We start from the raw sequence: 22240 nt of genomic DNA on the forward strand, positions 1-22240 counted from the left end.
CGACATGAGCTTCAAGCCCACCGATTATCTGCCCTATGATTTCGCCAACCGGCGTCACATTGGCCCGTCCCCTTCCGAAATGTCGCAGATGCTCGACACCGTGGGCGCCGAAAGCCTTGATGCGCTGATCGACGACACGTTACCCAAGGCGATCCGTGCGAAACAGCCGCTTGATTTCGGCAAGGCGATGAGCGAGCGCGAGGTGCTTGAGCACATGCGCAAGGTTGCGGGCAAGAACAAGGTGCTCACCAGCCTGATCGGGCAGGGTTATCACGGCACCGTCACGCCTCCGGCGATCCAGCGGAATATTCTTGAGAACCCCGCATGGTACACCGCCTACACGCCCTATCAGCCTGAAATTTCGCAGGGCCGTCTGGAAGCGTTGCTCAATTTCCAAACCATGGTGAGCGACCTTACCGGGTTGGAAATCGCCAATGCGTCGCTTCTGGATGAGGCCACCGCCTGCGCCGAGGCGATGACCATGGCGCAGCGCAGTTCGAAATCCAAGGCCAAGGGTTTCTTTATCGACAGCAATTGCCACCCGCAGAACATCGCCGTGATGAAGACCCGGGCCGAGCCTTTGGGCATTGAAGTCATCGTCGGTGAGCCCGAGGAGATGGACGCCGAGAAGGTCTTTGGCGCGATTTTCCAGTATCCGGGCACTTACGGCCATGTGCGCGACTTCACCGATCACATGGCGGCCCTGCATGAGGCCAAAGCCGTGGGCATCGTCACCGCCGACCCATTGTCGTTGACCCTGCTGAAAGAGCCGGGCGCGATGGGGGCCGACATCGCCGTGGGCAGCACGCAGCGTTTTGGCGTGCCCGAGGGCTATGGCGGCCCCCACGCTGCTTACATGGCTTGCAAGGATTCCATGAAGCGCGCCATGCCGGGGCGGATTGTTGGGGTGTCCATCGACGCCCATGGCAACCGCGCCTACCGTCTGTCGCTGCAAACCCGCGAGCAACACATCCGCCGCGAGAAGGCGACCTCGAACGTTTGCACCGCGCAGGCGCTGCTGGCCGTGATGGCGTCGATGTATGCCGTGTTCCACGGGCCGGAAGGCTTGAAAGCCATCGCGCAGCGCATCCACCGCAAGACAGTGCGTCTGGCGAAGGGCCTAGAGGCCGCGGGCTTTGACGTGCAGCCCGAGAGCTATTTCGACACGGTCACCGTCGAGGTCGGCCCCTTGCAGGCCGCGGTGATGAAATCCGCCGTGGACGAAGGCATCAACCTGCGCCGTGTGGGCGGGACCAAGGTTGGCATTACACTGGACGAGCGCACCCGCCCCGACACCATCGAAGCGGTCTGGCGCGCCTTTGGCATCCGTCAGGCGGATGATGATTTCACGCCTGAGTACCGTCTGCCCGACGCGATGGTCCGCACGAGCGACTACCTCACCCACCCGATTTTCCACATGAACCGGGCCGAGACCGAGATGATGCGCTACATGCGCCGCTTGGCCGACCGTGATCTGGCGCTGGACCGGGCGATGATCCCGCTGGGGTCTTGCACGATGAAGCTGAACTCGGCGGCTGAGATGATGCCGGTGACGTGGCGTGAATTTTCGCTGATCCATCCCTTCGTGCCCGCCGATCAGGCGCTTGGCTATCAGGAAATGATCGACGATCTGTCGGACAAACTGTGCGAGATCACCGGCTATGACGCGATTTCGATGCAGCCGAACTCAGGCGCGCAGGGCGAATATGCCGGGCTTTTGACCATCGCCGCCTATCACCGCGGCAAGGGCGAGGGGCATCGCAACATTTGCCTTATTCCGATGAGCGCCCATGGCACCAACCCGGCCTCCGCGCAGATGGTGGGCTGGAAGGTCGTGGTCATCAAGACCGCCGCGAATGGCGACATCGACCTTGACGATTTCCGCGCCAAAGCCGAGCAGCACAGCGAAAACCTTGCCGGTTGCATGATCACTTACCCGTCGACCCACGGTGTGTTCGAGGAAACCGTGCATGAGGTGACCAAGATCACCCATGACCACGGCGGTCAGGTCTATATCGACGGCGCGAATATGAACGCCATGGTGGGCCTGTCGCGCCCCGGCGATCTGGGCGGCGACGTAAGCCACCTCAACCTGCACAAGACCTTCTGCATCCCGCATGGCGGCGGCGGCCCCGGCATGGGTCCGATCGGGGTGAAATCGCATCTGATCGCGCATCTGCCGGGACACCCGAACGAAGAGGGGGCCGCGGTCTCGGCGGCGCCCTACGGCTCGCCCTCGCTGTTGCCGATCTCATGGTCTTACTGCCTGATGATGGGCGGTGACGGTCTGACGCAGGCGACCCGCGCCGCGATCCTCAATGCCAACTACATCGCCAAGCGTCTCGAAGGGGCCTATGACGTGCTGTATAAAGGGCCGAGCGGTCGGGTGGCGCATGAGTGCATCATCGACGTGCGCCCCTATGAGGAAACCGCGGGCATCACCAACGAAGATGTCGCCAAGCGGCTGGTTGACTGCGGCTTCCACGCGCCGACGATGTCTTGGCCGGTGGCGGGCACGCTAATGGTGGAGCCGACTGAGTCTGAGACCAAGGCCGAGCTCGACCGTTTCTGCGACGCCATGCTGGCGATCCGCGAAGAGATCCGCGAGATCGAAGAGGGCCGCATGGACCGGGCCAACAATCCGCTGAAAAACGCGCCGCATACGGTGGAGGATCTGGTGGTGGAATGGGGCGACCGGCCCTACAGCCGCGAGCAGGGCTGCTTCCCCCCGGGGGCCTTCCGGGTCGACAAATACTGGCCGCCGGTCAACCGTGTCGACAACGTGCACGGCGACCGCAACCTGATCTGCACCTGCCCACCGCTGGAAGACTACGCCGAAGCGGCGGAGTGATCAGACAACCAAGACAGCCAAAGGGCGCGGGATCATTCCTGCGCCCTTAGCATATCCGCAGGCCGGGCGTTCAGCGCCTTCAGTGCAAAGCCCAAGCCCGCCAAGACCGTCGCCAGCACCCCGCCTGCGATAATCATCAGCGCATTGGGCCAGATCACGGTGAAATCGGTCTCCATGACATATTGGCTCACCGCCCAGCCACCCGCGATGCCTGCCAACAGCGCGACACCCCCGGCAAAGAAACCCAGCAGGGCCGCACGCACCACAAAGCTGCTGGCAATGGTTCGTCGCGAAGCGCCCATGGTTTTCAGCAAGGCCGCCTCATAGCTGCGCGCGCCCGTGCCTGCGGCTGCCGCGCCGATCAGCACCATGAAGCCGGTTGCAAGCGTCGCCAGCGCGCCGAACGAAATCGCCGAGGCCAGCCCCGCCAGCACCGCCGCCACCCGGTCGATCGCATCGCGCACCCGAATCGCGGTGATGTTGGGGTAGGCTTCGGCCAGATCCCGCAGGATCGCGGTTTCGGCCTCTGGCGCGGCATAGACGGTCGAGATGAAACTATGCGGCGCGCCGGCCAGTGCAGCGGGGTTCATCGTCAGCACAAAGCCGATCCCGGCGGTGGAGAAATCAACCTCGCGAAAGCTGGTGATCTCGCCGGTGATGGCGCGGCCCAGCACGTTGAGGGTCAGGCTGTCGCCAAGGCTCAACCCCAGTTCCTCGGCCTCTTCGGCGGCAAAGCTGATCTGCGGCGGGCCGGTGTAGTCTTCGGCCCACCAGTCGCCCACCGTGATCCGCGTGTCTTCGCCCGGCTTTGCGGCATAGGTGATGCCCCGGTCGCCGCGCACCACCCAATGATCGCCTGCGACTTCATCGGCGGGCTGGCCGTTGATCTCGGTCACGACCCCGCGCAGCATTGGGGCGCTTTCAATCCGGCTGACCGCCGCGTCGCTGGTGAGCCTTTCGGTGAAGCCGTCGATCTGATCCTTCTGGATGTCGACAAAGAAATAAGACGGCGCCACATCCGGCAGATTGCCCGAAATCGCACGGCGCAGATTGCCGTCGATCTGGCCCACTGCGGCCAAGACCGACAGGCCCAGCCCAAGCGCCAGCACCACCGCCGTGGCCCCTTCGCCCGGTCCGCCTATCGCCGCGAGCGCCCACCGCAGGCGCGGATGCCCCCGCACGCGCTTGGCTGCGGCCCGCGCGATCAGCCGCAACACGGCTGCCGCCAGCGCCAGCACCGCCAGCGTCGCCGCCAAGCCGCCAAGCGTCCAAAGCGTGAGCGACCACGATCCGTTAAACCAGCCCGCCAGCGCCAAGAGCGCGGCCAAAAGCAGCGCCATCGCCACGAGGTAGGGCGCGCCGGGCAGAGGCGATTGGCGCTGCCAATCATCGCGAAACAGGGTAGCGGCACGCACATCAGCGCTGCGGGCCAGCGGCCAAAGGGTGAAAAGCGCGGCCGTGAGCAACCCGTATAGGGCGGCCTCGGCTAGCGGGGCGGGGTAAATCGCGAAACGGGCGGGAAGGGGCAGTTGCGCTTCGATCAGCGGGGAAAGCAACAGCGGCAGCCCGGCACCGATCAGCAGGCCAAGCGCCACGCCCATCACGGCCAGCAGCCCGACCTGAATGAAGTAAGTCTGAAAGATCGTCGCCCGGGTTGCCCCCATGGCGCGGAAGGTGGCGATCACGGCGGTCTTGCGTTGCAGATAGGCCCGCACCGCCGCCGCGACGCCGACCCCGCCCACGGCCAGCCCCGACAGCCCCACCAGCACCAGAAAGGCGCTGAGCCGTTCGACGAAACGCGCCACGCCGGGCGCGCCGTTGCGGGCATCGGTCCAGCGCATCCCGGCGTCGGCAAACCGCGCCTCGGCCTCGGCTTCCAACGGGTCAAGCGCGGTGCCTTCGGGCAGATCGAGCCGATACTTGCTGTTAAAGAGCGTCCCCGGTGCGAGCAGGCCCGAGCCTTCCAGCGCGGCGCGACGCACCAGCGTGCGAGGACCGAGCGAGAAGCCACTGGCGGCGGAATCTGGTTCGCGTTCAATCAAGGCCGTTAGGCGAAACTCGGTTTCGCCGAGGGCAAAAACATCCCCCGGGGCAAGGCCGAGCCTGTCCGACAAGGCACGTTCCATCACGGCGCCGGGCCGTCCTTCGGGACCGATCTCAAGCGCCTGCTCTAGCGGCAGGGCCGGGTCCAACACCATCTCACCGATCAATGGATAGAGGTCGTCCACCGCCTTGACCTGCGTCAGCGCGCGTTCGGAGGTGTCCCCCGCGCCGACCACCGCCATAGAGCGGAACTCAACGATTTCGGAGACACGTTCGGCCCGCTCGGCCATCCACGCCTGCTCATCAGGGCTGGCCGATCGATAGGTGAAATCAAGCTCTGCATCGCCGCCCAAAAGTGCGGCACCTTCGGCTTCCAGCCCCGCCTCAATCGCAGCGCGGACCGAGCCGACGGCGGCCAAAGCGGCCACGCCGAGCGCGAGGCAGGCCAGCAGCAGACGGAAACCGCGCAATCCGCCGCGCATTTCACGGCGGGCAAAACGGGCCGCGAGGGACAGGCTCATGCGAGACGCCCGTCGGCCAATTGCACCACCCGGTCACAACCCGCGGCCAGATCGTCGGCATGGGTCACCAGCACCAGCGTCGCGCCATGGCGGTCGCGCAGCTCAAACAGCAGGTCCATGATCGCCGCGCCATTGCGGCTGTCGAGGCTGCCTGTCGGCTCATCCGCCAGCAAGATCGCCGGGCGCGGGGCCGCGGCGCGGGCGAGGGCCACGCGCTGCTGCTCGCCGCCTGACATCTGCGCAGGGTATTGATCGATGCGGTGGCCAAGACCGACGGCCTCCAACTCGCTGCGCGCGCGGTCAAAGGCGTCCTCGGCCTCCGAAAGCTCCAGCGGTGTGGCGACATTCTCCAGCGCGGTCATGGTGGGAATGAGGTGGAAGGACTGAAACACAATCCCCATGCGGCCTTGGCGAAACTGGGCCAGCCCATCCTCGCGCAGCGCGCTGAGATCATGGCCAAGGGCCATGACCTTGCCGCCCGTGGCACGCTCAAGCCCGCCCATGACCATCAGCAGCGAAGATTTGCCCGATCCCGACGCCCCGGTCAGCGCGATGCTTTCCCCTTGCTGGACCTGCAGCGAAATGCCGCGCAGAATATCGACGGTTCCGGCATTGCCCTTGAGGCTTAGCGTGACATCTTGAAGGTCATAGACTGGGTCGCTCATCGGGCCGCCTTTGTTCTGAGTATCAGTTGGATATGGAGGTCCGTGAAGGATGCGCAAGGTATTGATCTGTTGTGCCTTTATTTTAGGCAGCGCGGCACAGGCCGAAGAGGTGGTGATCGCCGCCCTTGGCGACAGTCTGACCCAAGGCTATGGCCTGCCCGCCGAAGAGGGATTCGTGCCGCAATTGCAGGCGTGGCTGGATGCCGAAGGCGTTGAGGCGAAAATCGTCAACGCGGGTGTTTCGGGCGATACGACCGCTGGCGGGCGGGCGCGGGTGGATTGGACCCTGACGCCCGAAGTCGACGCGATGATCGTGACACTGGGGGGCAATGACATGCTGCGCGGGCTGGACCCGGCGCAGGCGCGCGGCAACATTGATGACATTCTTGCGGCGGCAAAGCGCGCCGAGGTTGAGGTGCTGCTGGTCGGCATGTCGGCACCGGGCAACTACGGCGCGGGGTATAAGGCCGATTTCGAAGCCCTCTTTCCCGACTTGGCCGAAGCCCATGGAACGCAGTTCTACCCGGATTTCTTTACCGGACTTCTGGCCGAGGAAAAGGGCGCGGCCAGCGCGCGGAGCGAGACGATCCAACGCTATTTTCAAGGGGATGGCATCCATCCCAATGCCGAAGGCGTGGCGCTGATCGTGGATGATATCGGCCCGGCGGTGGCCGAGCTTGCCGCACAGGCCGCAAAGACCCACTAACAAGAAACGGACGCCGCAGCGTCCGTTTCGATCATCGAAATGTGGCCCGGTCAGGCCAGCGCGATATTGCTCGCGCTTTCGCGGCCATCACGGCCTGCTTCGACATCAAAGGTAACCTTTTGATTGTCGGCAAGCCCGGTCAGGCCTGCGCGCTCTACTGCGGAAATATGGACAAAGATGTCTTTGCCGCCGCTGTCCGGCGCGATGAAGCCGTAGCCTTTTGTCGTGTTGAACCATTTGACGGTGCCAGTAGCCATGACCCGTGTCTCCCTCTGTCTGATCTGCCCGCAACATGCGGCAGCGCGGCTCGGTCGAATTCGTGATCGCTGGAGCCTTAGGGCAGCCGGGTCGAAAAGTCTTCGCGTCGCAGTTGTGATATTGGAATCTCTATTTTTAAAATCAAGGATTTTTACGGGGCGGCATGGGGCAAGCAAGGAAGCGCCCATGAAATATAACCTGCCTGTTACAAAACTGGCAGGTGTCACGGGTTTTTCGGGAAGTCGCGCTTTTCAAAAATTTACCAGTTGATAAAAAAATGATTCCGTGTGAGCATTTTCAAAACACCAAGAAAACGACAGGGATTTTGATATGGCACGAGATGTCTTTGAGCCGGGGATCGTTCCGGGGCGGTTAGAGCCGCAGAACTACACAGAGGGGTTTTCGGATCTTCATCCACCCTTGGACGAACATGAGGCTCTGGTCGCGGCGGACCGCTGTTACTTCTGCCACGACGCACCTTGCATGACGGCCTGTCCGACCGACATCGACATTCCGCTGTTCATCCGCCAGATCGCCACCGGCACCCCCGATGCGGCGGCCAAGACGATCCTCAGCCAGAACATCCTTGGCGGCATGTGCGCGCGGGTCTGCCCGACCGAAACGCTCTGCGAGGAGGTCTGTGTGCGTGAGGTGGCCGAGGGCAAGCCGGTGCTGATTGGCCAGTTGCAGCGCTATGCGACGGATCATCTGATGGCCCAAGGCGTGCATCCTTTTGAGCGTGCGGCCGTGACGGGCAAACGTGTCGCTGTGGTTGGTGCGGGCCCTGCGGGTCTGTCCTGCGCCCACCGTCTGGCGATGCTGGGCCATGAGGTCGAAATCCTTGACGCACGGCCCAAGCCCGGCGGGCTCAACGAATATGGCATCGCTGCTTACAAGACGCCGAACGGCTTTGCGCAGGCCGAGGTGGATTGGCTGATGCAAATCGGTGGCATCACCTTCCGGCACGAGGTTGCTGTGGGGCGCGATGTCACGCTTGAGGAATTGAAGACCGACTATGACGCGGTTTTCCTCGGCATGGGGCTGGTGGGCGTCAATGCGCTTGGGGCCGAAGGCGAGGATAAGGCCGGGGTCGCCAATGCGGTCGATTTCATCTCGGAGCTGCGCCAGTCGGGCGACATGTCAGGCGTGCCGATTGGCCGCGACGTGGTGGTCATCGGCGGCGGCATGACGGCAGTCGATGCCGCGGTGCAGGCGAAACTGCTGGGCGCGCTGAACGTGACGCTGGTCTATCGCCGTGGGCGCGACCGGATGAACGCGAGTGTGTTCGAGCAAGACCTCGCGGCATCGAAAGGGGTGCGGATCGTGACCCATGCAGTGCCGATTGCAGTGCATGGCAATGGCTCGGTGCGCGAGATCGAGTTTGAATATGTCGATGAGGCGATGAAGGGCACGGGCCAGACCCTGCGCCTGCAAGCGGATCAAGTGTTCAAGGCCATCGGTCAAACGCTGTTGGGCGACGGGCTGCCCGATCTCGACGGGCGCAAGATCAAGGTGGATGGCACCGGGCGCACCAGTCTGGATGGCGTTTGGGCCGGGGGCGATTGCGCCAGCGGTGGTGATGACCTCACGGTGACCGCCGTGGCCGAGGGCCGCGATGCCGCGATGGACATTCACACCACATTGATGGGGGCGGCGGGCTGAGGCCGCGCCGAGAGGGAGACATAACATGGCTGATCTGAGAAGCGATTTCATCGGGATCAAATCCCCCAACCCGTTCTGGCTGGCCTCCGCCCCGCCGACGGACAAAGAATACAACGTGCGCCGCGCCTATGAGGCGGGCTGGGGCGGGGTGGTCTGGAAGACCCTCGGCATGGAAGGGCCGCCGGTGGTTAACGTCAACGGCCCGCGCTATGGCGCGATCTATGGCGCGGATCGGCGTCTGCTGGGGCTGAACAACATTGAGCTCATCACCGACCGCCCGCTGGAAGTGAACCTGCGCGAGATGAAGGCGGTGAAACGTGATTACCCTGACCGCGCGCTGATTGCCTCGATCATGGTGCCTTGCGAGGAGGAAGCGTGGAAAGCCATCCTGCCGCATGTGGAAGAGACCGGCGCGGATGGGATCGAGCTGAACTTCGGCTGTCCGCATGGGATGGCCGAGCGTGGCATGGGCTCTGCCGTGGGGCAGGTGCCGGAATATATCGAAATGGTCACCCGCTGGTGCAAGATGTACACGCGGATGCCGGTGATCGTGAAGCTAACGCCGAACATCACCAATGTGCTCTACCCCGCCGAGGCCGCCAAGCGCGGCGGTGCGGATGCGGTGAGCCTGATTAACACGATCAACTCGATCACTTCGGTCGATCTGGACCTCTTTGCGCCCGAGCCGATGATCGACGGCAAGGGCACCCACGGCGGCTATTGCGGCCCGGCGGTGAAGCCGATCGCGCTGAACATGGTGGCCGAGATTGCGCGTAATCCTGAGACCCACGGCCTGCCGATCAGCGGCATCGGTGGCGTCACCACATGGCGCGACGCGGCGGAGTTTCTGGCCCTTGGCGCGGGCAACGTGCAGGTCTGCACGGCGGCGATGACCTATGGCTTCAAGGTGGTCCAAGAGATGATCTCGGGCCTGTCGGAGTATATGGACGAGAAGGGCATGACCTCGGTCGAAGAGCTTGTGGGCCGCGCGGTGCCGAATGTCACCGACTGGAACCAGCTGAACCTGAACTACGTTGCCAAGGCGAAGATCGATCAGGACTTGTGCATCTCTTGTGGCCGCTGCTTTGCCGCATGCGAAGACACCAGCCACCAAGCGATTGCCATGTCTGAGGACCGTACCTTTACCGTGATCGAAGAGGAATGCGTGGCCTGTAACCTCTGCGTCAATGTGTGTCCTGTCGAAGACTGTATCTCGATGGAAGAGTTGGCCGTGGGTGTCACCGACCTGCGCACTGGCAAGACGGTGACGCCGGACTACGCCAACTGGACCACGCACCCCAACAACCCCTCTGCCAAAGCGGTTGAACCGGCAGAGTAGGTCAAGGCCCGCCGCCCCGCGTTCAGGAGTTTCTCCGCGACGGGGCGGCGGTTTCGGCAGATGGCGACAGGGATAACCGTGCCAGATCGCGCCGCGCCGCAATCACTGCCATGGCCGCATCCCGCGCCATCTCTTCGCGCGGGATCGGTCGCGTGCTCGCCGCTTCATCAGACCCCTTTGCGTTCAGCCCCTTCGCATTTCGCGCAGACCCTGCGCCGTTAAAATCGCCTACATTCATCACTGCCCCTTTAAAAGCTAAGGAGCCCACACCCGCAGGCAGATTGCGGCGGAAATGTTAATGGGGGATTAAACGCTGTCCATCTCTGGCGGCTATGGTTAACCGTTTGCCGATGGCTCCGGCAGGTCCAAAAGCGCGCCGAACATAGCCTGCAGATGCGCCTGCGCGCGGGGGCGGGGATCGGTCTCGGGCCCGAGCAGGATTTGCGCCTGCGCCTCGAAATCCGCGTAGTGCTGCGTTGTGGCCCAGATGGAGAAAATCAGATGTTGCGGGTCCAGCGGGGGCAGTTTGCCCGCCGCCACCCAGCCCGCGATCACGGTGCATTTTTCGTCAAAGAGCGGTTTGAGGTGGCGCTGCAACTCTGGCTCGATCCGCGGCGCGCCTTGCAGAATTTCGTTGGCGAAAAGCCGGCTCTCACGCGGGAGTTCGCGCGACATGGTCAGCTTGCGCTCGACATAGTCCAAAATCTCGCGCCGGGGGTCGCCTTCGGGGTCTAGCTCGACCAGCGGGTCGAGCCATGTTTCCATAAGCTGCGACAGCAAAGTGACGTGAATGTCTTCTTTGCCATTGAAGTAATAGAGAATATTCGGTTTGCTCAGCCCAGCCTCGGCGGCGATCTGATCCAGCGTGGCGCCCCGGTAGCCATGTTTCGAGAAGACTTCGAGCGCGGCATCCAGAATCACCCGGCGGTTGCGTCTTTGGATGCGGCTGGGTTTCTTGGCGGTGCTTTCGGGCAAGGCAATGATCCTTGGTGCTGCTTAAAAAGGCGTTTGCCGGATCGGCGGTGGGTTGTTTCAAACCAGTTCTTGACAGAGCCTAACCTAATCGCAATCGTGGATTTACCAAATGGTAAAAAAACAACACGGCCCAAGCCGATGACAGAGGAGTGACCTATGCCCGCGCCCGGAGAGAACCTCAAGATTGATCCCGACCGTCTGTGGGATTCCTTGATGGAAATGGCCAAGATCGGCCCCGGCGTGGCGGGGGGCAACAACCGCCAGACGCTGACGGACGAAGACGCCGAAGGCCGCGCCCTGTTCCAGAAATGGTGCGAAGAGGCGGGCTGTACCATGGGGCTCGACCAGATGGGCAATATATTCGCCCAACGCGACGGCACCGACCCCGAGGCGTTGCCAGTCTATGTGGGCAGCCACCTCGACACCCAGCCGACGGGCGGGAAATACGATGGCATCCTTGGCGTGCTCGGTGGGTTGGAGATCATCCGCACGATGAACGATCTGGGCATCAAGACCAAACACCCGATCGTCGTGACCAACTTCACCAACGAAGAAGGCACCCGTTACGCCCCCGCGATGCTGTCGTCGGGGGTTTTTGCTGGCATCCACACCCAGGATTGGGCCTACGCGCGCACCGATGCCGAGGGCAAGAGCTTTGGCGATGAATTGCAGCGGATCGGCTGGAAGGGCGACGAGGAAGTGGGCGCGCGCAAGATGCATGCCTTCTTTGAATTGCACATCGAACAGGGTCCGATTTTGGAATCCGAGGGCAAGGACATCGGCGTCGTGACCCACGGGCAGGGCCTGAGCTGGACGCAGGTGACGATCACCGGCAAGGACAGCCACACCGGCTCCACCCCCATGCCGATGCGCCGGGACGCGGGGCTGGGCATGGCGCGGGTGCTGGAAAAGGTGAACGAGATCGCGCTCAGCCATGCGCCCCATGCGGTGGGGGCGGCAGGCCATATCGAAGTCTACCCGAACTCGCGCAACGTGATCCCGGGCAAGACGGTCTTTACCGTCGATTTCCGGTCACCCGAACTGGCGGTGATCGAGGATATGGAGGCCCGTCTGCGCGACGAGGGCCAAAAAATCGCCGATGATATGGACGTGCAGATCGAGTTTGAAAAGGTTGGCGGATTTGATCCCGTGGCCTTTGACGAGGGCTGCGTCACGGCCGTGCGCAACGCCGCCGAGCGGTTGGGCTATAGCCATATGAACCTGATCTCAGGCGCGGGCCACGATGCCTGTTGGATTAACCGCGTGGCACCGACTGCGATGGTGATGTGCCCCTGTGTTGATGGTCTTAGCCATAATGAGGCAGAAGAGATCACCAAGGATTGGGCCAAGGCGGGGGCGGACGTGTTGCTCCATGCGGTGCTGGAGACAGCGGAAATCGAAGGCTGAACACGCGGGCGGCGGACTGGGGCGCTGCCCCGGCCCCCAGACGTGGATTGCCATAAAAGATGGGGAGAAGACAATGAGCAAGGTAATCAAAGGTGGCATGGTCTGCACGGCGGACCGCACATGGAAAGCCGATGTGTTGATCGAAGGAGAGAAGATCAAGCAAATCGGCGAAGACCTGAAGGGCGATGAATATATCGACGCGGAAGGGGCCTATGTGATCCCTGGCGGGATCGATCCGCATACGCATCTTGAAATGCCCTTCATGGGGACGACTGCCGCCGAAACGTTTGAGAGCGGCACATGGGCGGCGGCCTGTGGTGGCACGACAATGGTGGTGGATTTCTGTCTGCCGGGCGCGGATGGCTCGATTAAAAACGCGATCAATGAATGGCACCGTAAATCGGCGCCGCAGATTTGCAGCGACATCGGCTATCACATGGCGATCACCGGCTGGGATGAGACCGTCTTTAACGAGATGAAAGACGCCGTCGACATGGGGGTGAACAGCTTCAAGCACTTCATGGCCTACAAGGGCGCGCTAATGATTGAGGATGATGAGATGTTCGCCTCCTTCAAGCGCTGCGCCGAGCTGGGTGCGCTGCCGATGGTCCATGCCGAGAACGGCGATCTGGTCGCCGAGTTGCAGCAGAAGTATTTCGATCAGGGCATCACCGGGCCAGAAGGCCACGCCTATTCCCGCCCGCCTGAGTTGGAAGGCGAGGCGGCGAACCGCGCCATCACCATCGCGGACACGGCAGGTGTGCCGCTTTATATCGTGCATGTCTCCTGCGAGCAGACCCATGAGGCGATCCGTCGGGCGCGGCAGAAGGGGATGCGGGTTTACGGCGAGCCGTTAATCCAATTCCTGACGCTGGATGAGTCGGAGTATTTCAACAAGGATTGGGACCACGCCGCGCGGCGCGTCATGTCGCCGCCCTTCCGCTCGAAAGACCACCAAGACAGCCTTTGGGCCGGTTTGCAGGCGGGCAGCTTGCAGGTGGTCGCGACGGACCATGCGGCCTTCTCGACCGAACAGAAACGCGCAGGCCGCGATGATTTCCGGATCATTCCCAACGGCTCAAACGGGCTGGAAGAACGTCTGGCCGTGCTTTGGACCGAAGGGGTAGAGACGGGGCGGCTTACGCCCAATGAATTCGTCGCCGCGACCTCGACCAATATCGCCAAGATCCTCAACATCTATCCGCAGAAGGGCGCGATCGTTGAAGGGGCCGATGCCGATATCGTGGTTTGGGACCCGAAGATCACCAAGACGATCAGCCCCGCGAACCACCATTCGATCCTTGATTACAACGTGTTTGAAGGCTTGGAGGTCAAGGCGCAGAGCCGCTATACCCTCAGCCGGGGTGAGGTAATCTGGGCTTGGGGTCAAAACAGCCAGCCGCAGCCGGGACGTGGGCGTTTCGTGCCGCGCCCAGCCTTCCCGAGCGCCAATGTCGCGCTCAGCAAGTGGAAGGAGCTCAATAGCCCCAAGATGATCAAGCGCGATCCGCTGAACATTCCGGCCGGGATCTAAGCGATGTAGACCCGCCTTAACACTCAGGTAAAGTGCCGCGCCAAAAGCGGCCGACCAACAGGGAAGTAAAATTTGTGAATGACAGCCAGAGCGTGATCAGCGCCAGCAATCTAGATCTGACCTTTCAAACCAATGACGGGCCGGTCCATGCGTTGAAAGACGTGAACCTTGAGATCCACAAGGGAGATTTCGTTAGCTTTATCGGCCCCTCGGGCTGCGGCAAGACGACCTTTCTGCGGGTCATGGCCGACCTTGAGCAGCCCACCGGCGGCACCGTGACCATCAACGGTGTCTCGCCCGAGGAGGCGCGCAAATCCCGGGCCTACGGCTACGTCTTTCAGGCGGCGGGGCTCTATCCGTGGCGCACCATTGGCGGCAACATCCGGCTGCCGCTTGAGATCATGGGTATTCCCCGTGCTGAGCAGGTCGAACGGGTGCAGCGCGTGCTGGAGCTGGTGGAACTCAGCGGGTTTGAAAAGAAATTCCCTTGGCAATTGTCGGGCGGGATGCAGCAGCGCGCCTCCATCGCGCGGGCGTTGTCGTTCGATGCCGACATCTTGCTGATGGACGAACCCTTCGGCGCGTTGGATGAGATCGTGCGGGACCACCTGAATGAGCAACTGCTGAAGCTCTGGGCCCGGACGGAAAAGACCATTGCCTTCGTTACCCACTCGATCCCCGAGGCGGTGTATCTGTCGACCAAGATCGTGGTGATGAGCCCGCGCCCCGGCAGGATCGCCGATGTGATCGAAAGCCCGCTGCCGCGTGAACGCCCCTTGGAAATCCGCGAAAGCCCTGAGTTTCTAGAGATCGCGCATCGCGTCCGTGAGGGGCTGCGCGCCGGGCATGGGGACGATTGATGCGTAACATTATCCCCGTTCTTACGGTCGTGGGGCTGTTGATTGTCGTTTGGTATGGCGCCGCTGTCGCGCTCAACGCGCAATGGGCGCGGGATGTGGCGGCGCGGGCGGACAAGACGCTGACATTCTCGGAGTTGGTGGTCGATACGTGGTCGCAGGATAAGCCCAAGCTGCCCGCACCGCATCAGGTGGGGGCCGAACTGTGGGAGACCACTGTGATGAAGAAGGTCACGTCGAAACGCTCGCTGGTCTATCACACATGGGTCACCTTCAGCGCGACCTTCCTTGGCTTTGTCATGGGGACCGCACTCGGGACACTGCTGGCGGTGGGGATCGTGTTTAACCGCACGATGGACATGTCGGTGATGCCTTGGGTGATCGCCAGCCAGACCATTCCGATTTTGGCCATCGCACCGATGATCATCGTGGTGCTGAATGCCGTGGGCCTGTCGGGTCTGCTGCCCAAGGCGATCATCAGCATGTATCTGTCGTTTTTCCCGGTGGTCGTGGGCATGGTCAAAGGGCTGCGCAGCCCGGATCAGATGCAGCTTGACCAGATGCGGACTTGGCACGCGAGCGGGTGGCAGACCTTTTGGAAACTGCGGTTGCCGTCTTCGATGCCGTATTTCTTTACCTCGTTGAAGGTGGGGGTCGCGGCCTCTCTCGTTGGTGCCATTGTGGGCGAGATGCCGACGGGTGCTGTGGCGGGTCTTGGGGCGCGGTTGCTGGCGGGCAGCTACTACGGTCAGACCGTCCAGATCTGGAGCGCGCTTTTGATGGCGGCGGCCCTTGCGGCGGCCATGGTCGGGCTCATCGGGCTGGTCCAGCGGCTGACGCTGAAACGGATGGGGATGGCATGATGGGCTGGATTGTTTTCGCCATTCTCGCATGGATCGCTGGCTTGTCGCTGAATGTCTGGCTGGCGCGGCAGCGGCCCTCGCGGGGGGCGTCGCTGGCGGCACCGCTGGTCTTTGGCATCACGCTCATCGCCGTTTGGGAAGGGGTGGTGCGTGGTTTCGACATCAACCAAGTGCTTCTGCCCGCCCCTTCGGCAATCGGGGCGCGGATGGCGTCGTCGCTTGATATCCTCTGGGTCGACTTCGTGCAGACGGTAATCAAAGGCGCGCTAAGCGGCTACATCATCGGCTGCAGCGCGGCCTTCCTGACGGCGCTGGCGATTGACCGCTTCCCTTTTCTGCAACGCGGGCTTTTGCCGGTGGGCAACTTCGTGGCCGCGCTGCCGATCATCGGCATGGCGCCGATCATGGTGATGTGGTTCGGCTTTGGCTGGCAGTCCAAGGCGGCGATTGTCGTGGTCATGGTGTTCTTTCCGATGCTGGTGAACACGGTGCAGGGCTTGCAGGCCAGCGACGCCATGCAGCGCGACCTGATGCGGACCTATGCCGCCGGTTATTGGCGCACGCTTTTGAAACTGCGGCTGCCTGCGGCAATGCCTTTTGTCTTCAACGGGTTGAAGATCGGCACAACCCTTGCCCTGATCGGCGCCATCGTTGCTGAATTCTTCGGCTCTCCGGTGCTGGGCATGGGCTTTCGCATCTCTACCTCGGTTGGGCAGCTTGCGCTTGATCTGGTCTGGGCCGAGATTGTTGTCGCGGCAATAGCCGGATCGGCGTTCTATGGTATCATGGCCCTTATCGAAGGACGGGTGACCTTTTGGCACCCCAGCCAGAGGAACTAAAGACGACCAACCAACAGGGAGATAAAAATGAAAACCATCACGAAGATCGCAGCCGGAGCCGCCTTGGGGCTCTGGGGGGGCGTGGCGCAGGCCGCCGACGACCTGACGCTGCAGCTCAAATGGGTCACGCAGGCCCAGTTCGCGGGCTACTATGTGGCCAAGGATAAGGGCTTTTACGAGGAAGAGGGGCTGGACGTCACGATCAAGCCCGGTGGGCCGGACATCGCGCCGGTGCAGGTGCTTCTGGGCGGTGGGGCCGACGTGATGGTCGACTGGTTGCCCTCGGCGCTGGCCGCGCGCGAAAAGGGCGCGCCGATTGTGAACATTGCCCAGCCTTTCGCGAAATCCGGCCTGATGCTGACCTGTCTCAAGGAGCATGGCATCGAAAGCCCCGAGGATTTCCCCGGCAACACGTTGGGCACTTGGTTCTTCGGCAATGAGATCCCGCTGATGAGCTGGATGGGCAAGCTGGGCTATCCCACCGATGGTTCCGACGGTGGGGTGACGATCCAAAAGATCAACTTCAACGTCGACCCGCTGCTGCAAAAGCAGGTCGAATGCGCCACCACCATGACCTACAACGAATATTGGCAGGTGATCGACGCGGGGCTGACGCCCGAGGATCTGGTGGTCTTCAAATATGAGGACGAGGGCATCTCGACGCTGGAAGACGGTCTTTACACCACCGAAGAGAGCCTCGAAGACCCCGAGATGGTCGACAAGCTGGCGCGTTTCGTCCGCGCCTCGATGAAGGGCTGGAAATACGCCGAGGAAAATGTCGAGGAAGCCGCCGACATCGTGCTGGAAAACGACCAGACCGGCGCCCAGACCGAGAAGCACCAGACCCGCATGATGGGTGAGATCGCCAAGCTGACCGAGGGCAGCGATGGCCGCTTGGACGAGGCTGCGTTTGACCGCAGTGCGGAGATCACCATGGAAGGTGGCATGATCACGAAAGCGCCCGAGGGGGCTTGGACCCATGACATTACGGATAAAGCGCTTCAGTAAGCTTTGACGGTAATGAGAGTAGAAGGGCTGGCGCGATGCGCTGGCCCTTTCTTTTGCTGTGAAGGGTTAGCGCCTGAACGCGGTCGGCGATCCAACGGCGTTTTGTACGACTTTTAGGTTCAGCCGTGACACGCCTTTGCAATGGCGCACCCGGCCTCACCAAGTCGCCTAGCCGGTCGGACCAAAGGTACGCCCTATATGCGGCACGCCTTTGGCTGGACGGGCGGGCGGGCGATGGCCCGGCGCCTGCGGCTTGAGTCCGATCTGGATGTTGTCAAAAGGGGCTTAGAGCACCGTGACCTTCGTCCCAATCGGCACACGCTGATAGAGATCAATCACATGTTCGTTCAGCATCCGAATGCAGCCGTTGGAGACCGAACGGCCGATGGAGTTCGGCTGCGTGGTGCCGTGAATGCGGAAAAAGGTGTCCCGCCCGTTCTGGAACAGGTAGAGCGCCCGCGCGCCCAAGGGGTTGCCGGGGCCGCCGGGCTGGGCGTCGGTGTTGCCGATGAAACGTTTGTAGGTCTGCGGCTCGCGTTCGATCATCTCATTGGTCGGGCGCCATGTGGGCCATTCTTTTTTGACGTCGATGGTGGCGGTGCCGGTGAATTCCAAACCCGCTTTGCCGACGCCCACGCCATAGCGCATCGCTTGGCCCGGGGCGGTTACGAAATAGAGGTAATGACTGCGCGGCAGGATCAGCAATTGACCGGGCGCGTATTGCGCTTTCATCGGCACCATCTGCGGGGCGGCACTGTAGGCGGCGGTGCGCGCCTGCGCCATCAGGGGAAGGGCGGCTGCGGCCACGGTGCTGGTCAGAAAACTACGGCGGCGCATGGCAGGCTCCATCAATCTATTGCTGTTTCGCTCTGCATTCTGCCACGGGGGCGCATTTTAGCAAGGCTGGACATAAAAAACCGACCTGCCGGTATCAGCAGGTCGGTCAAATTCTTGCATCAGGGCCGAGGCCCCCGGCCATTAGGCCAGCGCGAGGTTGGTCGCGGATTCACGGCCGTCACGGCCTGCTTCGATGTCGAAGGTCACTTTCTGGTTGTCGGCCAGGCCGGTCAGGCCAGCGCGCTCAACAGCGGAAATGTGCACGAAAACGTCTTTGCTGCCGCCATCGGGAGCAATGAAGCCGAAGCCTTTAGTTGTGTTGAACCATTTTACGGTGCCAGTGGCCATATCCGTAGTCTCCATATTTATGCCATCCGCGTTGGTGCGATGGCCCGGCGTGGTTGGTCTGGATCGATAGACTGAGCGCCGTATGAGGGAGACAGTGGGTCGAAAAAGATAACGTCTGCACCGTCTATATTGCATCAGGAGGGGATTCGTTCAAGGGGCATCGCATTTTGGGGCCACAACAGGTCTGCGCTGTCGCGGATTTCGGCAAATTATCGCCACGAAGTTTCGCGTTCCCCATATTTTGCGGGGAGCGGCCCCGAATGCGCTGTCCCGAGTTTGCCTAAAACTGGTCTCATTGCTGCCCGGCATAGGTGGTTTTTTGTGAGAAAGCCCCAAGTGCGCCTGCCAGCGCCCCCCTCATGTGGAGTAATGAGACATGATGCGTATCCTTGCCGTAGACGATGACCCGGTCATCCTTGACCTGCTTACAGGTTGCCTGACCGAGAATGACAATTACGAGCTGACCTGTTGCGAAAGCTCGGAAGAGGCGCTTGAGATCATGCAGGAATCGAACCAACCGTTCGATTCCTTCCTGCTTGATATCATGATGCCCGGCATCAACGGGATCAGCCTGTGTGAGATGATCCGCGATGTGCCTTTCTACCGCGCCGTGCCGATCATCATGATCACCGCCAGCAAGGAACCTGCGATGATGCAGCGGGCCTTTGATGCGGGGGCCACCGATTTCCTCTGCAAGCCTTTGGATGGTGTCGAGCTCAGCGCGCGGATCAATGCCGCCAGCATGCTCAATGCCTCGCTTCTGCGCGAACGTGAGGCGCAGCATACGCTGAGCGAGTTGACGCAGATGATGCAGATCCGCTTTGACGAGGATTTCGATCTTGATGTCTCCGCCTGTAGCAACGTCTCCGAGCTGGAAAATTACCTGCTGCGCCTGCCGAGCGGTTGTTTCTCTATGAGCCTCTTTTCGATCTCGGTCGAGGGCGCGCGCGGCATTTATCGCGCGGTCAAGGCCCCGGCCTTCCGCCGCCAGATGGAGCAGGTGGCCCGCGCCTCGGTGCATTCGCTGGAAGGCATGCGCTTTCATCTGGCCTATGCGGGCAGTGGCCGTTTCATCGGAGTGGTGATGAGCCGCGCCCGGTTGAACACCGCCACCATGGCCGATCGCACGCGCGAGCATCTGGAAAAGAATTGGGACGGCAAAGGTATGAACGGCGGGCTGGCCCCGTCCTTGCAGGTGCATTCGGTGACCGAGCAGCGCCTCTGGTCGGGTCTTTCGGCCAGCAACAAGCTGCGTGAGTATCTGCAAAGCTGGGATCCGCTGCACGGTCTGGCGCGGCATGATGAGGACAACCTCTTTGCCCAGTTGGAAACGGCGATCGACGAAGAACGCTGAGGGCTCTGCTCGTTCTCAGCTTTGGGACGCGCCCGTTCTGCCGAAAGGTGGGGCGGGCGTTTCGCGTTCGGGCGGTAAGGGATGGGCGATGCCCGATGTGCCACCGTGCGTGATCGATGCTGCGGTACACATGAAAAAGGGCGCCGAAGTTTTGGCGCCCTTTTGTCATCCGATCTTAGAGCGCTTACCGCGCGAATTTCTTGTGCTTCAGGCGCTTTGGCTCCAGCGCATCGGCAACTAGACGGCGCTTCTTGTCTTCTTCGTAGTCTTCGAAGTTGCCTTCGAACCATTCCACATGCGCTTCACCTTCAAAGGCAAGGATGTGGGTACAGATACGGTCGAGGAAGAAACGGTCGTGCGAGATGACCACGGCGCAGCCTGCGAAATCGACCAGCGCGTCTTCGAGCGCGCGGAGGGTTTCCACGTCCAGATCGTTGGTCGGTTCATCGAGCAGCAGCACGTTGCCGCCCTCTTTGAGCAGACGCGCCATGTGCACGCGGTTGCGTTCACCGCCCGACAGCAGGCCCACTTTCTTCTGCTGGTCGCCGCCCTTGAAGTTGAAGGACGAGCAATAGGCGCGTGAGTTCACTTCGGCATCGCCAAGCTTGATCAGTTCCGCCCCGCCGGTGATCGCCTGCCAGACGGTGTCATCGTGGTTCAGGTCATCGCGCGACTGGTCAACATAGGACAGTTCAACCGTGTCGCCGTATTCGATGGTGCCTTCGTCGGGCTTTTCATGGCCGGTGAGCATCTTGAACAGCGTCGATTTACCCGCGCCGTTGGGGCCGATCACACCAACGATGCCACCCGGCGGCAGCGAGAAGTCGAGCCCGTCGATCAACTGTTTGTCGCCCATGTGTTTCTTCAGGCCCTCGACCTCGATCACCTTGTTGCCAAGGCGCGGGCCGTTGGGGATCACGATCTGGGCGCGGGAGAGTTTTTCGCGCTCGGAGGTTTCAGCCATCTCGTTATAGGCCGCGATCCGCGCTTTGGATTTCGCCTGACGGGCTTTGGCACCCTGACGCATCCACTCAAGTTCGCGTTCAAGCGTCTTTTGCTTGGATTTGTCTTCACGGGCCTCTTGGCTCAGGCGCTTGGCCTTTTGCTCTAGCCAATCGGAGTAGTTGCCCTCGTAAGGGATGCCGCGGCCACGGTCCAATTCGAGGATCCAGCTGGTGATGTCATCAAGGAAGTAACGGTCGTGGGTGACGGTCAGGATGGTGCCTTTGTACTCGATCAGGTGCTGTTGCAGCCAGGCGATGGTCTCGGCGTCGAGGTGGTTGGTCGGTTCGTCCAAGAGCAGCATGTCGGGCGCTTCGAGCAGCAGTTTGCACAGCGCCACGCGGCGCGCTTCACCGCCCGAGAGGTTTTCCGGCATCGCGTCATCGGGCGGGCAGCGCAGCGCTTCCATCGACACGTCGATCTGGCTGTCGAGATCCCAAAGGTCTTGGGCGTCGATGTCGTCTTGCAGCTTGGCCATTTCTTCAGCGGTCTCGTCGCTGTAGTTCATCGCCAGTTCATTGTAGCGGTCTAAAATGGCCTTTTTCCCGGCCACGCCCTCCATGACGTTCTCGCGCACGGTCTTGGTCGGGTCGAGTTTGGGTTCCTGCGGCAGGTAGCCGACTTTGGCGCCCTCAGCGGCCCATGCTTCGCCAGTGAAATCCTTGTCGAGCCCGGCCATGATCTTGAGCAGGGTGGATTTACCCGCGCCGTTGACGCCGACGACACCGATCTTCACGCCGGGCAGGAAGTTCAGGTGGATGTTTTCGAATGTCTTCTTGCCCCCGGGGTAGGTCTTGGAGACGCCGGACATGTGATAGACGTATTGATAGGCAGCCATTTGGAGAATCCTCGAAACGCGATTTGGGGTTTGCAGTGCAATATCGCCCGGGCGGGGCAATATCAAACACTCTATCCATCGCAGGGCTGGGGCCCCTTGATGCGCTGCGAGGCACGTCGCTCGGGGTAAGGCCGTAAGAGGTGATCCGGGCTATTGGATGGTTTTACAACGGTTTGGCAGGCGATCCGTGCAACCGAAAAGCGAAATTCGGTCGACTTTTCTGCGGTTTTTGCGCTAGGATTCTTTCAATCTGCGATTGGGCGGCGATTTTCGGCCATCGTGGAGTAGGCAGGCTGAAAGCGGTGCTCTCCCTTCGCAGTGCATCGACTGGCA

The 22240-nt window shown here is 61.7% G+C and carries 18 protein-coding genes; 11 read left to right on the forward strand and 7 right to left on the reverse strand.

The genetic code is table 11. The features are described 5' to 3' along the window. Positions 1-4: 4 nt before the first annotated feature. The gene (gene gcvP / locus K3758_RS02955; protein ID WP_259947487.1) at positions 5-2851 is read left to right on the forward strand and encodes an aminomethyl-transferring glycine dehydrogenase; all 2847 of its coding nucleotides are present in this window, start codon (positions 5-7) and stop codon (positions 2849-2851) included. A gap of 32 nt (positions 2852-2883) precedes the next feature. On the opposite strand, the gene K3758_RS02960 is transcribed toward gcvP, so the two are convergent. Next, complete coding sequence (locus tag K3758_RS02960) at positions 2884-5415, reverse strand: ABC transporter permease (protein ID WP_259947489.1); 2532 nt, start codon at positions 5413-5415, stop codon at positions 2884-2886. After that, positions 5412-6080 carry an ABC transporter ATP-binding protein gene (locus tag K3758_RS02965; RefSeq protein ID WP_259947491.1) on the reverse strand — a complete coding sequence of 223 codons (669 nt, stop codon included), beginning with the start codon at positions 6078-6080 and terminating at the stop codon, positions 5412-5414. The genes K3758_RS02960 and K3758_RS02965 overlap by 4 nt, the downstream gene beginning before the upstream one ends. Positions 6081-6129: 49 nt before the next feature. Here K3758_RS02965 and K3758_RS02970 point away from each other — a divergent pair, with 49 nt between their 5' ends. Next, on the forward strand, positions 6130-6786 hold the full coding sequence (locus K3758_RS02970; RefSeq protein WP_259947493.1) for an arylesterase: 657 nt from the start codon (positions 6130-6132) through the stop codon (positions 6784-6786). Between the two features lie 50 nt (positions 6787-6836). On the opposite strand, the gene K3758_RS02975 is transcribed toward K3758_RS02970, so the two are convergent. Continuing rightward, complete coding sequence (locus tag K3758_RS02975) at positions 6837-7043, reverse strand: cold-shock protein (protein ID WP_067623368.1); 207 nt, start codon at positions 7041-7043, stop codon at positions 6837-6839. 331 nt (positions 7044-7374) lie between these two features. Here K3758_RS02975 and K3758_RS02980 point away from each other — a divergent pair, with 331 nt between their 5' ends. Further along, the gene (locus K3758_RS02980) at positions 7375-8706 is read left to right on the forward strand and encodes an NAD(P)-dependent oxidoreductase (RefSeq protein ID WP_259947497.1); all 1332 of its coding nucleotides are present in this window, start codon (positions 7375-7377) and stop codon (positions 8704-8706) included. A gap of 25 nt (positions 8707-8731) precedes the next feature. Beyond that, positions 8732-10045 carry an NAD-dependent dihydropyrimidine dehydrogenase subunit PreA gene (gene preA / locus K3758_RS02985; RefSeq protein WP_259947499.1) on the forward strand — a complete coding sequence of 438 codons (1314 nt, stop codon included), beginning with the start codon at positions 8732-8734 and terminating at the stop codon, positions 10043-10045. Between the two features lie 336 nt (positions 10046-10381). Here preA and K3758_RS02990 read toward each other — a convergent pair whose 3' ends face one another. Further along, complete coding sequence (locus K3758_RS02990) at positions 10382-11020, reverse strand: TetR family transcriptional regulator C-terminal domain-containing protein (protein ID WP_259947502.1); 639 nt, start codon at positions 11018-11020, stop codon at positions 10382-10384. Between the two features lie 156 nt (positions 11021-11176). Here K3758_RS02990 and K3758_RS02995 point away from each other — a divergent pair, with 156 nt between their 5' ends. The 6 genes from K3758_RS02995 to K3758_RS03020 all read left to right on the forward strand — a co-directional run bounded on the left by K3758_RS02995 (position 11177) and on the right by K3758_RS03020 (position 17528). After that, positions 11177-12427 (forward strand): Zn-dependent hydrolase, encoded by a 1251-nt coding sequence (locus tag K3758_RS02995; protein WP_259947504.1) that lies wholly within the window; start codon positions 11177-11179, stop codon positions 12425-12427. A gap of 73 nt (positions 12428-12500) precedes the next feature. Further along, on the forward strand, positions 12501-13961 hold the full coding sequence (gene hydA, locus K3758_RS03000; RefSeq protein ID WP_259947505.1) for a dihydropyrimidinase: 1461 nt from the start codon (positions 12501-12503) through the stop codon (positions 13959-13961). A gap of 74 nt (positions 13962-14035) precedes the next feature. Further along, positions 14036-14821 (forward strand): ABC transporter ATP-binding protein, encoded by a 786-nt coding sequence (locus K3758_RS03005; protein ID WP_259947507.1) that lies wholly within the window; start codon positions 14036-14038, stop codon positions 14819-14821. Beyond that, positions 14821-15681: an ABC transporter permease gene (locus tag K3758_RS03010; protein WP_259947509.1), complete on the forward strand. Its 861-nt coding sequence runs from the start codon at positions 14821-14823 to the stop codon at positions 15679-15681. The genes K3758_RS03005 and K3758_RS03010 overlap by 1 nt, the downstream gene beginning before the upstream one ends. After that, positions 15681-16520 (forward strand): ABC transporter permease, encoded by an 840-nt coding sequence (locus K3758_RS03015; protein ID WP_120352138.1) that lies wholly within the window; start codon positions 15681-15683, stop codon positions 16518-16520. The genes K3758_RS03010 and K3758_RS03015 overlap by 1 nt, the downstream gene beginning before the upstream one ends. A 27-nt stretch (positions 16521-16547) precedes the next feature. After that, positions 16548-17528, forward strand: a complete 981-nt coding sequence (locus tag K3758_RS03020; protein ID WP_120350169.1) for an ABC transporter substrate-binding protein — start codon at positions 16548-16550, stop codon at positions 17526-17528. Between the two features lie 285 nt (positions 17529-17813). Here K3758_RS03020 and K3758_RS03025 read toward each other — a convergent pair whose 3' ends face one another. After that, the gene (locus tag K3758_RS03025) at positions 17814-18365 is read right to left on the reverse strand and encodes a L,D-transpeptidase (RefSeq protein WP_067623420.1); all 552 of its coding nucleotides are present in this window, start codon (positions 18363-18365) and stop codon (positions 17814-17816) included. A 141-nt stretch (positions 18366-18506) separates the two neighbouring features. Continuing rightward, positions 18507-18713, reverse strand: a complete 207-nt coding sequence (locus K3758_RS03030) for a cold-shock protein (RefSeq protein ID WP_067265226.1) — start codon at positions 18711-18713, stop codon at positions 18507-18509. 376 nt (positions 18714-19089) lie between these two features. Between K3758_RS03030 and K3758_RS03035 the strand changes: the two genes are divergently transcribed. Beyond that, positions 19090-20067 carry a response regulator gene (locus K3758_RS03035; RefSeq protein ID WP_259947514.1) on the forward strand — a complete coding sequence of 326 codons (978 nt, stop codon included), beginning with the start codon at positions 19090-19092 and terminating at the stop codon, positions 20065-20067. A 184-nt stretch (positions 20068-20251) separates the two neighbouring features. On the opposite strand, the gene ettA is transcribed toward K3758_RS03035, so the two are convergent. Continuing rightward, a complete protein-coding gene (gene ettA, locus K3758_RS03040; RefSeq protein ID WP_259947515.1) occupies positions 20252-21907 on the reverse strand; it encodes an energy-dependent translational throttle protein EttA in 1656 nt (551 codons plus the stop codon). Between the last annotated feature and the right edge of the window lie 333 nt (positions 21908-22240).

This window comes from Sulfitobacter sp. W002 (assembly GCF_025142135.1).
GTDB lineage: Bacteria > Pseudomonadota > Alphaproteobacteria > Rhodobacterales > Rhodobacteraceae > Sulfitobacter > Sulfitobacter profundi.

Excerpts from the sequence above, each read along its gene's own strand:
- ettA (WP_259947515.1), bottom strand. The coding sequence starts at position 21,907 with ATGGCTGCCTATCAATACGTCTATCACATGTCCGGCGTCTCCAAGACC.
- K3758_RS03015 (WP_120352138.1), top strand. The coding sequence starts at position 15,681 with ATGGGCTGGATTGTTTTCGCCATTCTCGCATGGATCGCTGGCTTGTCG.
- K3758_RS03035 (WP_259947514.1), top strand. The coding sequence starts at position 19,090 with ATGATGCGTATCCTTGCCGTAGACGATGACCCGGTCATCCTTGACCTG.
- K3758_RS03020 (WP_120350169.1), top strand. The coding sequence starts at position 16,548 with ATGAAAACCATCACGAAGATCGCAGCCGGAGCCGCCTTGGGGCTCTGG.
- K3758_RS02980 (WP_259947497.1), top strand. The coding sequence starts at position 7,375 with ATGGCACGAGATGTCTTTGAGCCGGGGATCGTTCCGGGGCGGTTAGAG.
- K3758_RS03025 (WP_067623420.1), bottom strand. The coding sequence starts at position 18,365 with ATGCGCCGCCGTAGTTTTCTGACCAGCACCGTGGCCGCAGCCGCCCTT.
- preA (WP_259947499.1), top strand. The coding sequence starts at position 8,732 with ATGGCTGATCTGAGAAGCGATTTCATCGGGATCAAATCCCCCAACCCG.
- K3758_RS02960 (WP_259947489.1), bottom strand. The coding sequence starts at position 5,415 with ATGAGCCTGTCCCTCGCGGCCCGTTTTGCCCGCCGTGAAATGCGCGGC.
- K3758_RS02965 (WP_259947491.1), bottom strand. The coding sequence starts at position 6,080 with ATGAGCGACCCAGTCTATGACCTTCAAGATGTCACGCTAAGCCTCAAG.
- K3758_RS03010 (WP_259947509.1), top strand. The coding sequence starts at position 14,821 with ATGCGTAACATTATCCCCGTTCTTACGGTCGTGGGGCTGTTGATTGTC.
- K3758_RS02970 (WP_259947493.1), top strand. The coding sequence starts at position 6,130 with ATGCGCAAGGTATTGATCTGTTGTGCCTTTATTTTAGGCAGCGCGGCA.
- K3758_RS03030 (WP_067265226.1), bottom strand. The coding sequence starts at position 18,713 with ATGGCCACTGGCACCGTAAAATGGTTCAACACAACTAAAGGCTTCGGC.
- K3758_RS02975 (WP_067623368.1), bottom strand. The coding sequence starts at position 7,043 with ATGGCTACTGGCACCGTCAAATGGTTCAACACGACAAAAGGCTACGGC.
- K3758_RS02995 (WP_259947504.1), top strand. The coding sequence starts at position 11,177 with ATGCCCGCGCCCGGAGAGAACCTCAAGATTGATCCCGACCGTCTGTGG.
- hydA (WP_259947505.1), top strand. The coding sequence starts at position 12,501 with ATGAGCAAGGTAATCAAAGGTGGCATGGTCTGCACGGCGGACCGCACA.
- gcvP (WP_259947487.1), top strand. The coding sequence starts at position 5 with ATGAGCTTCAAGCCCACCGATTATCTGCCCTATGATTTCGCCAACCGG.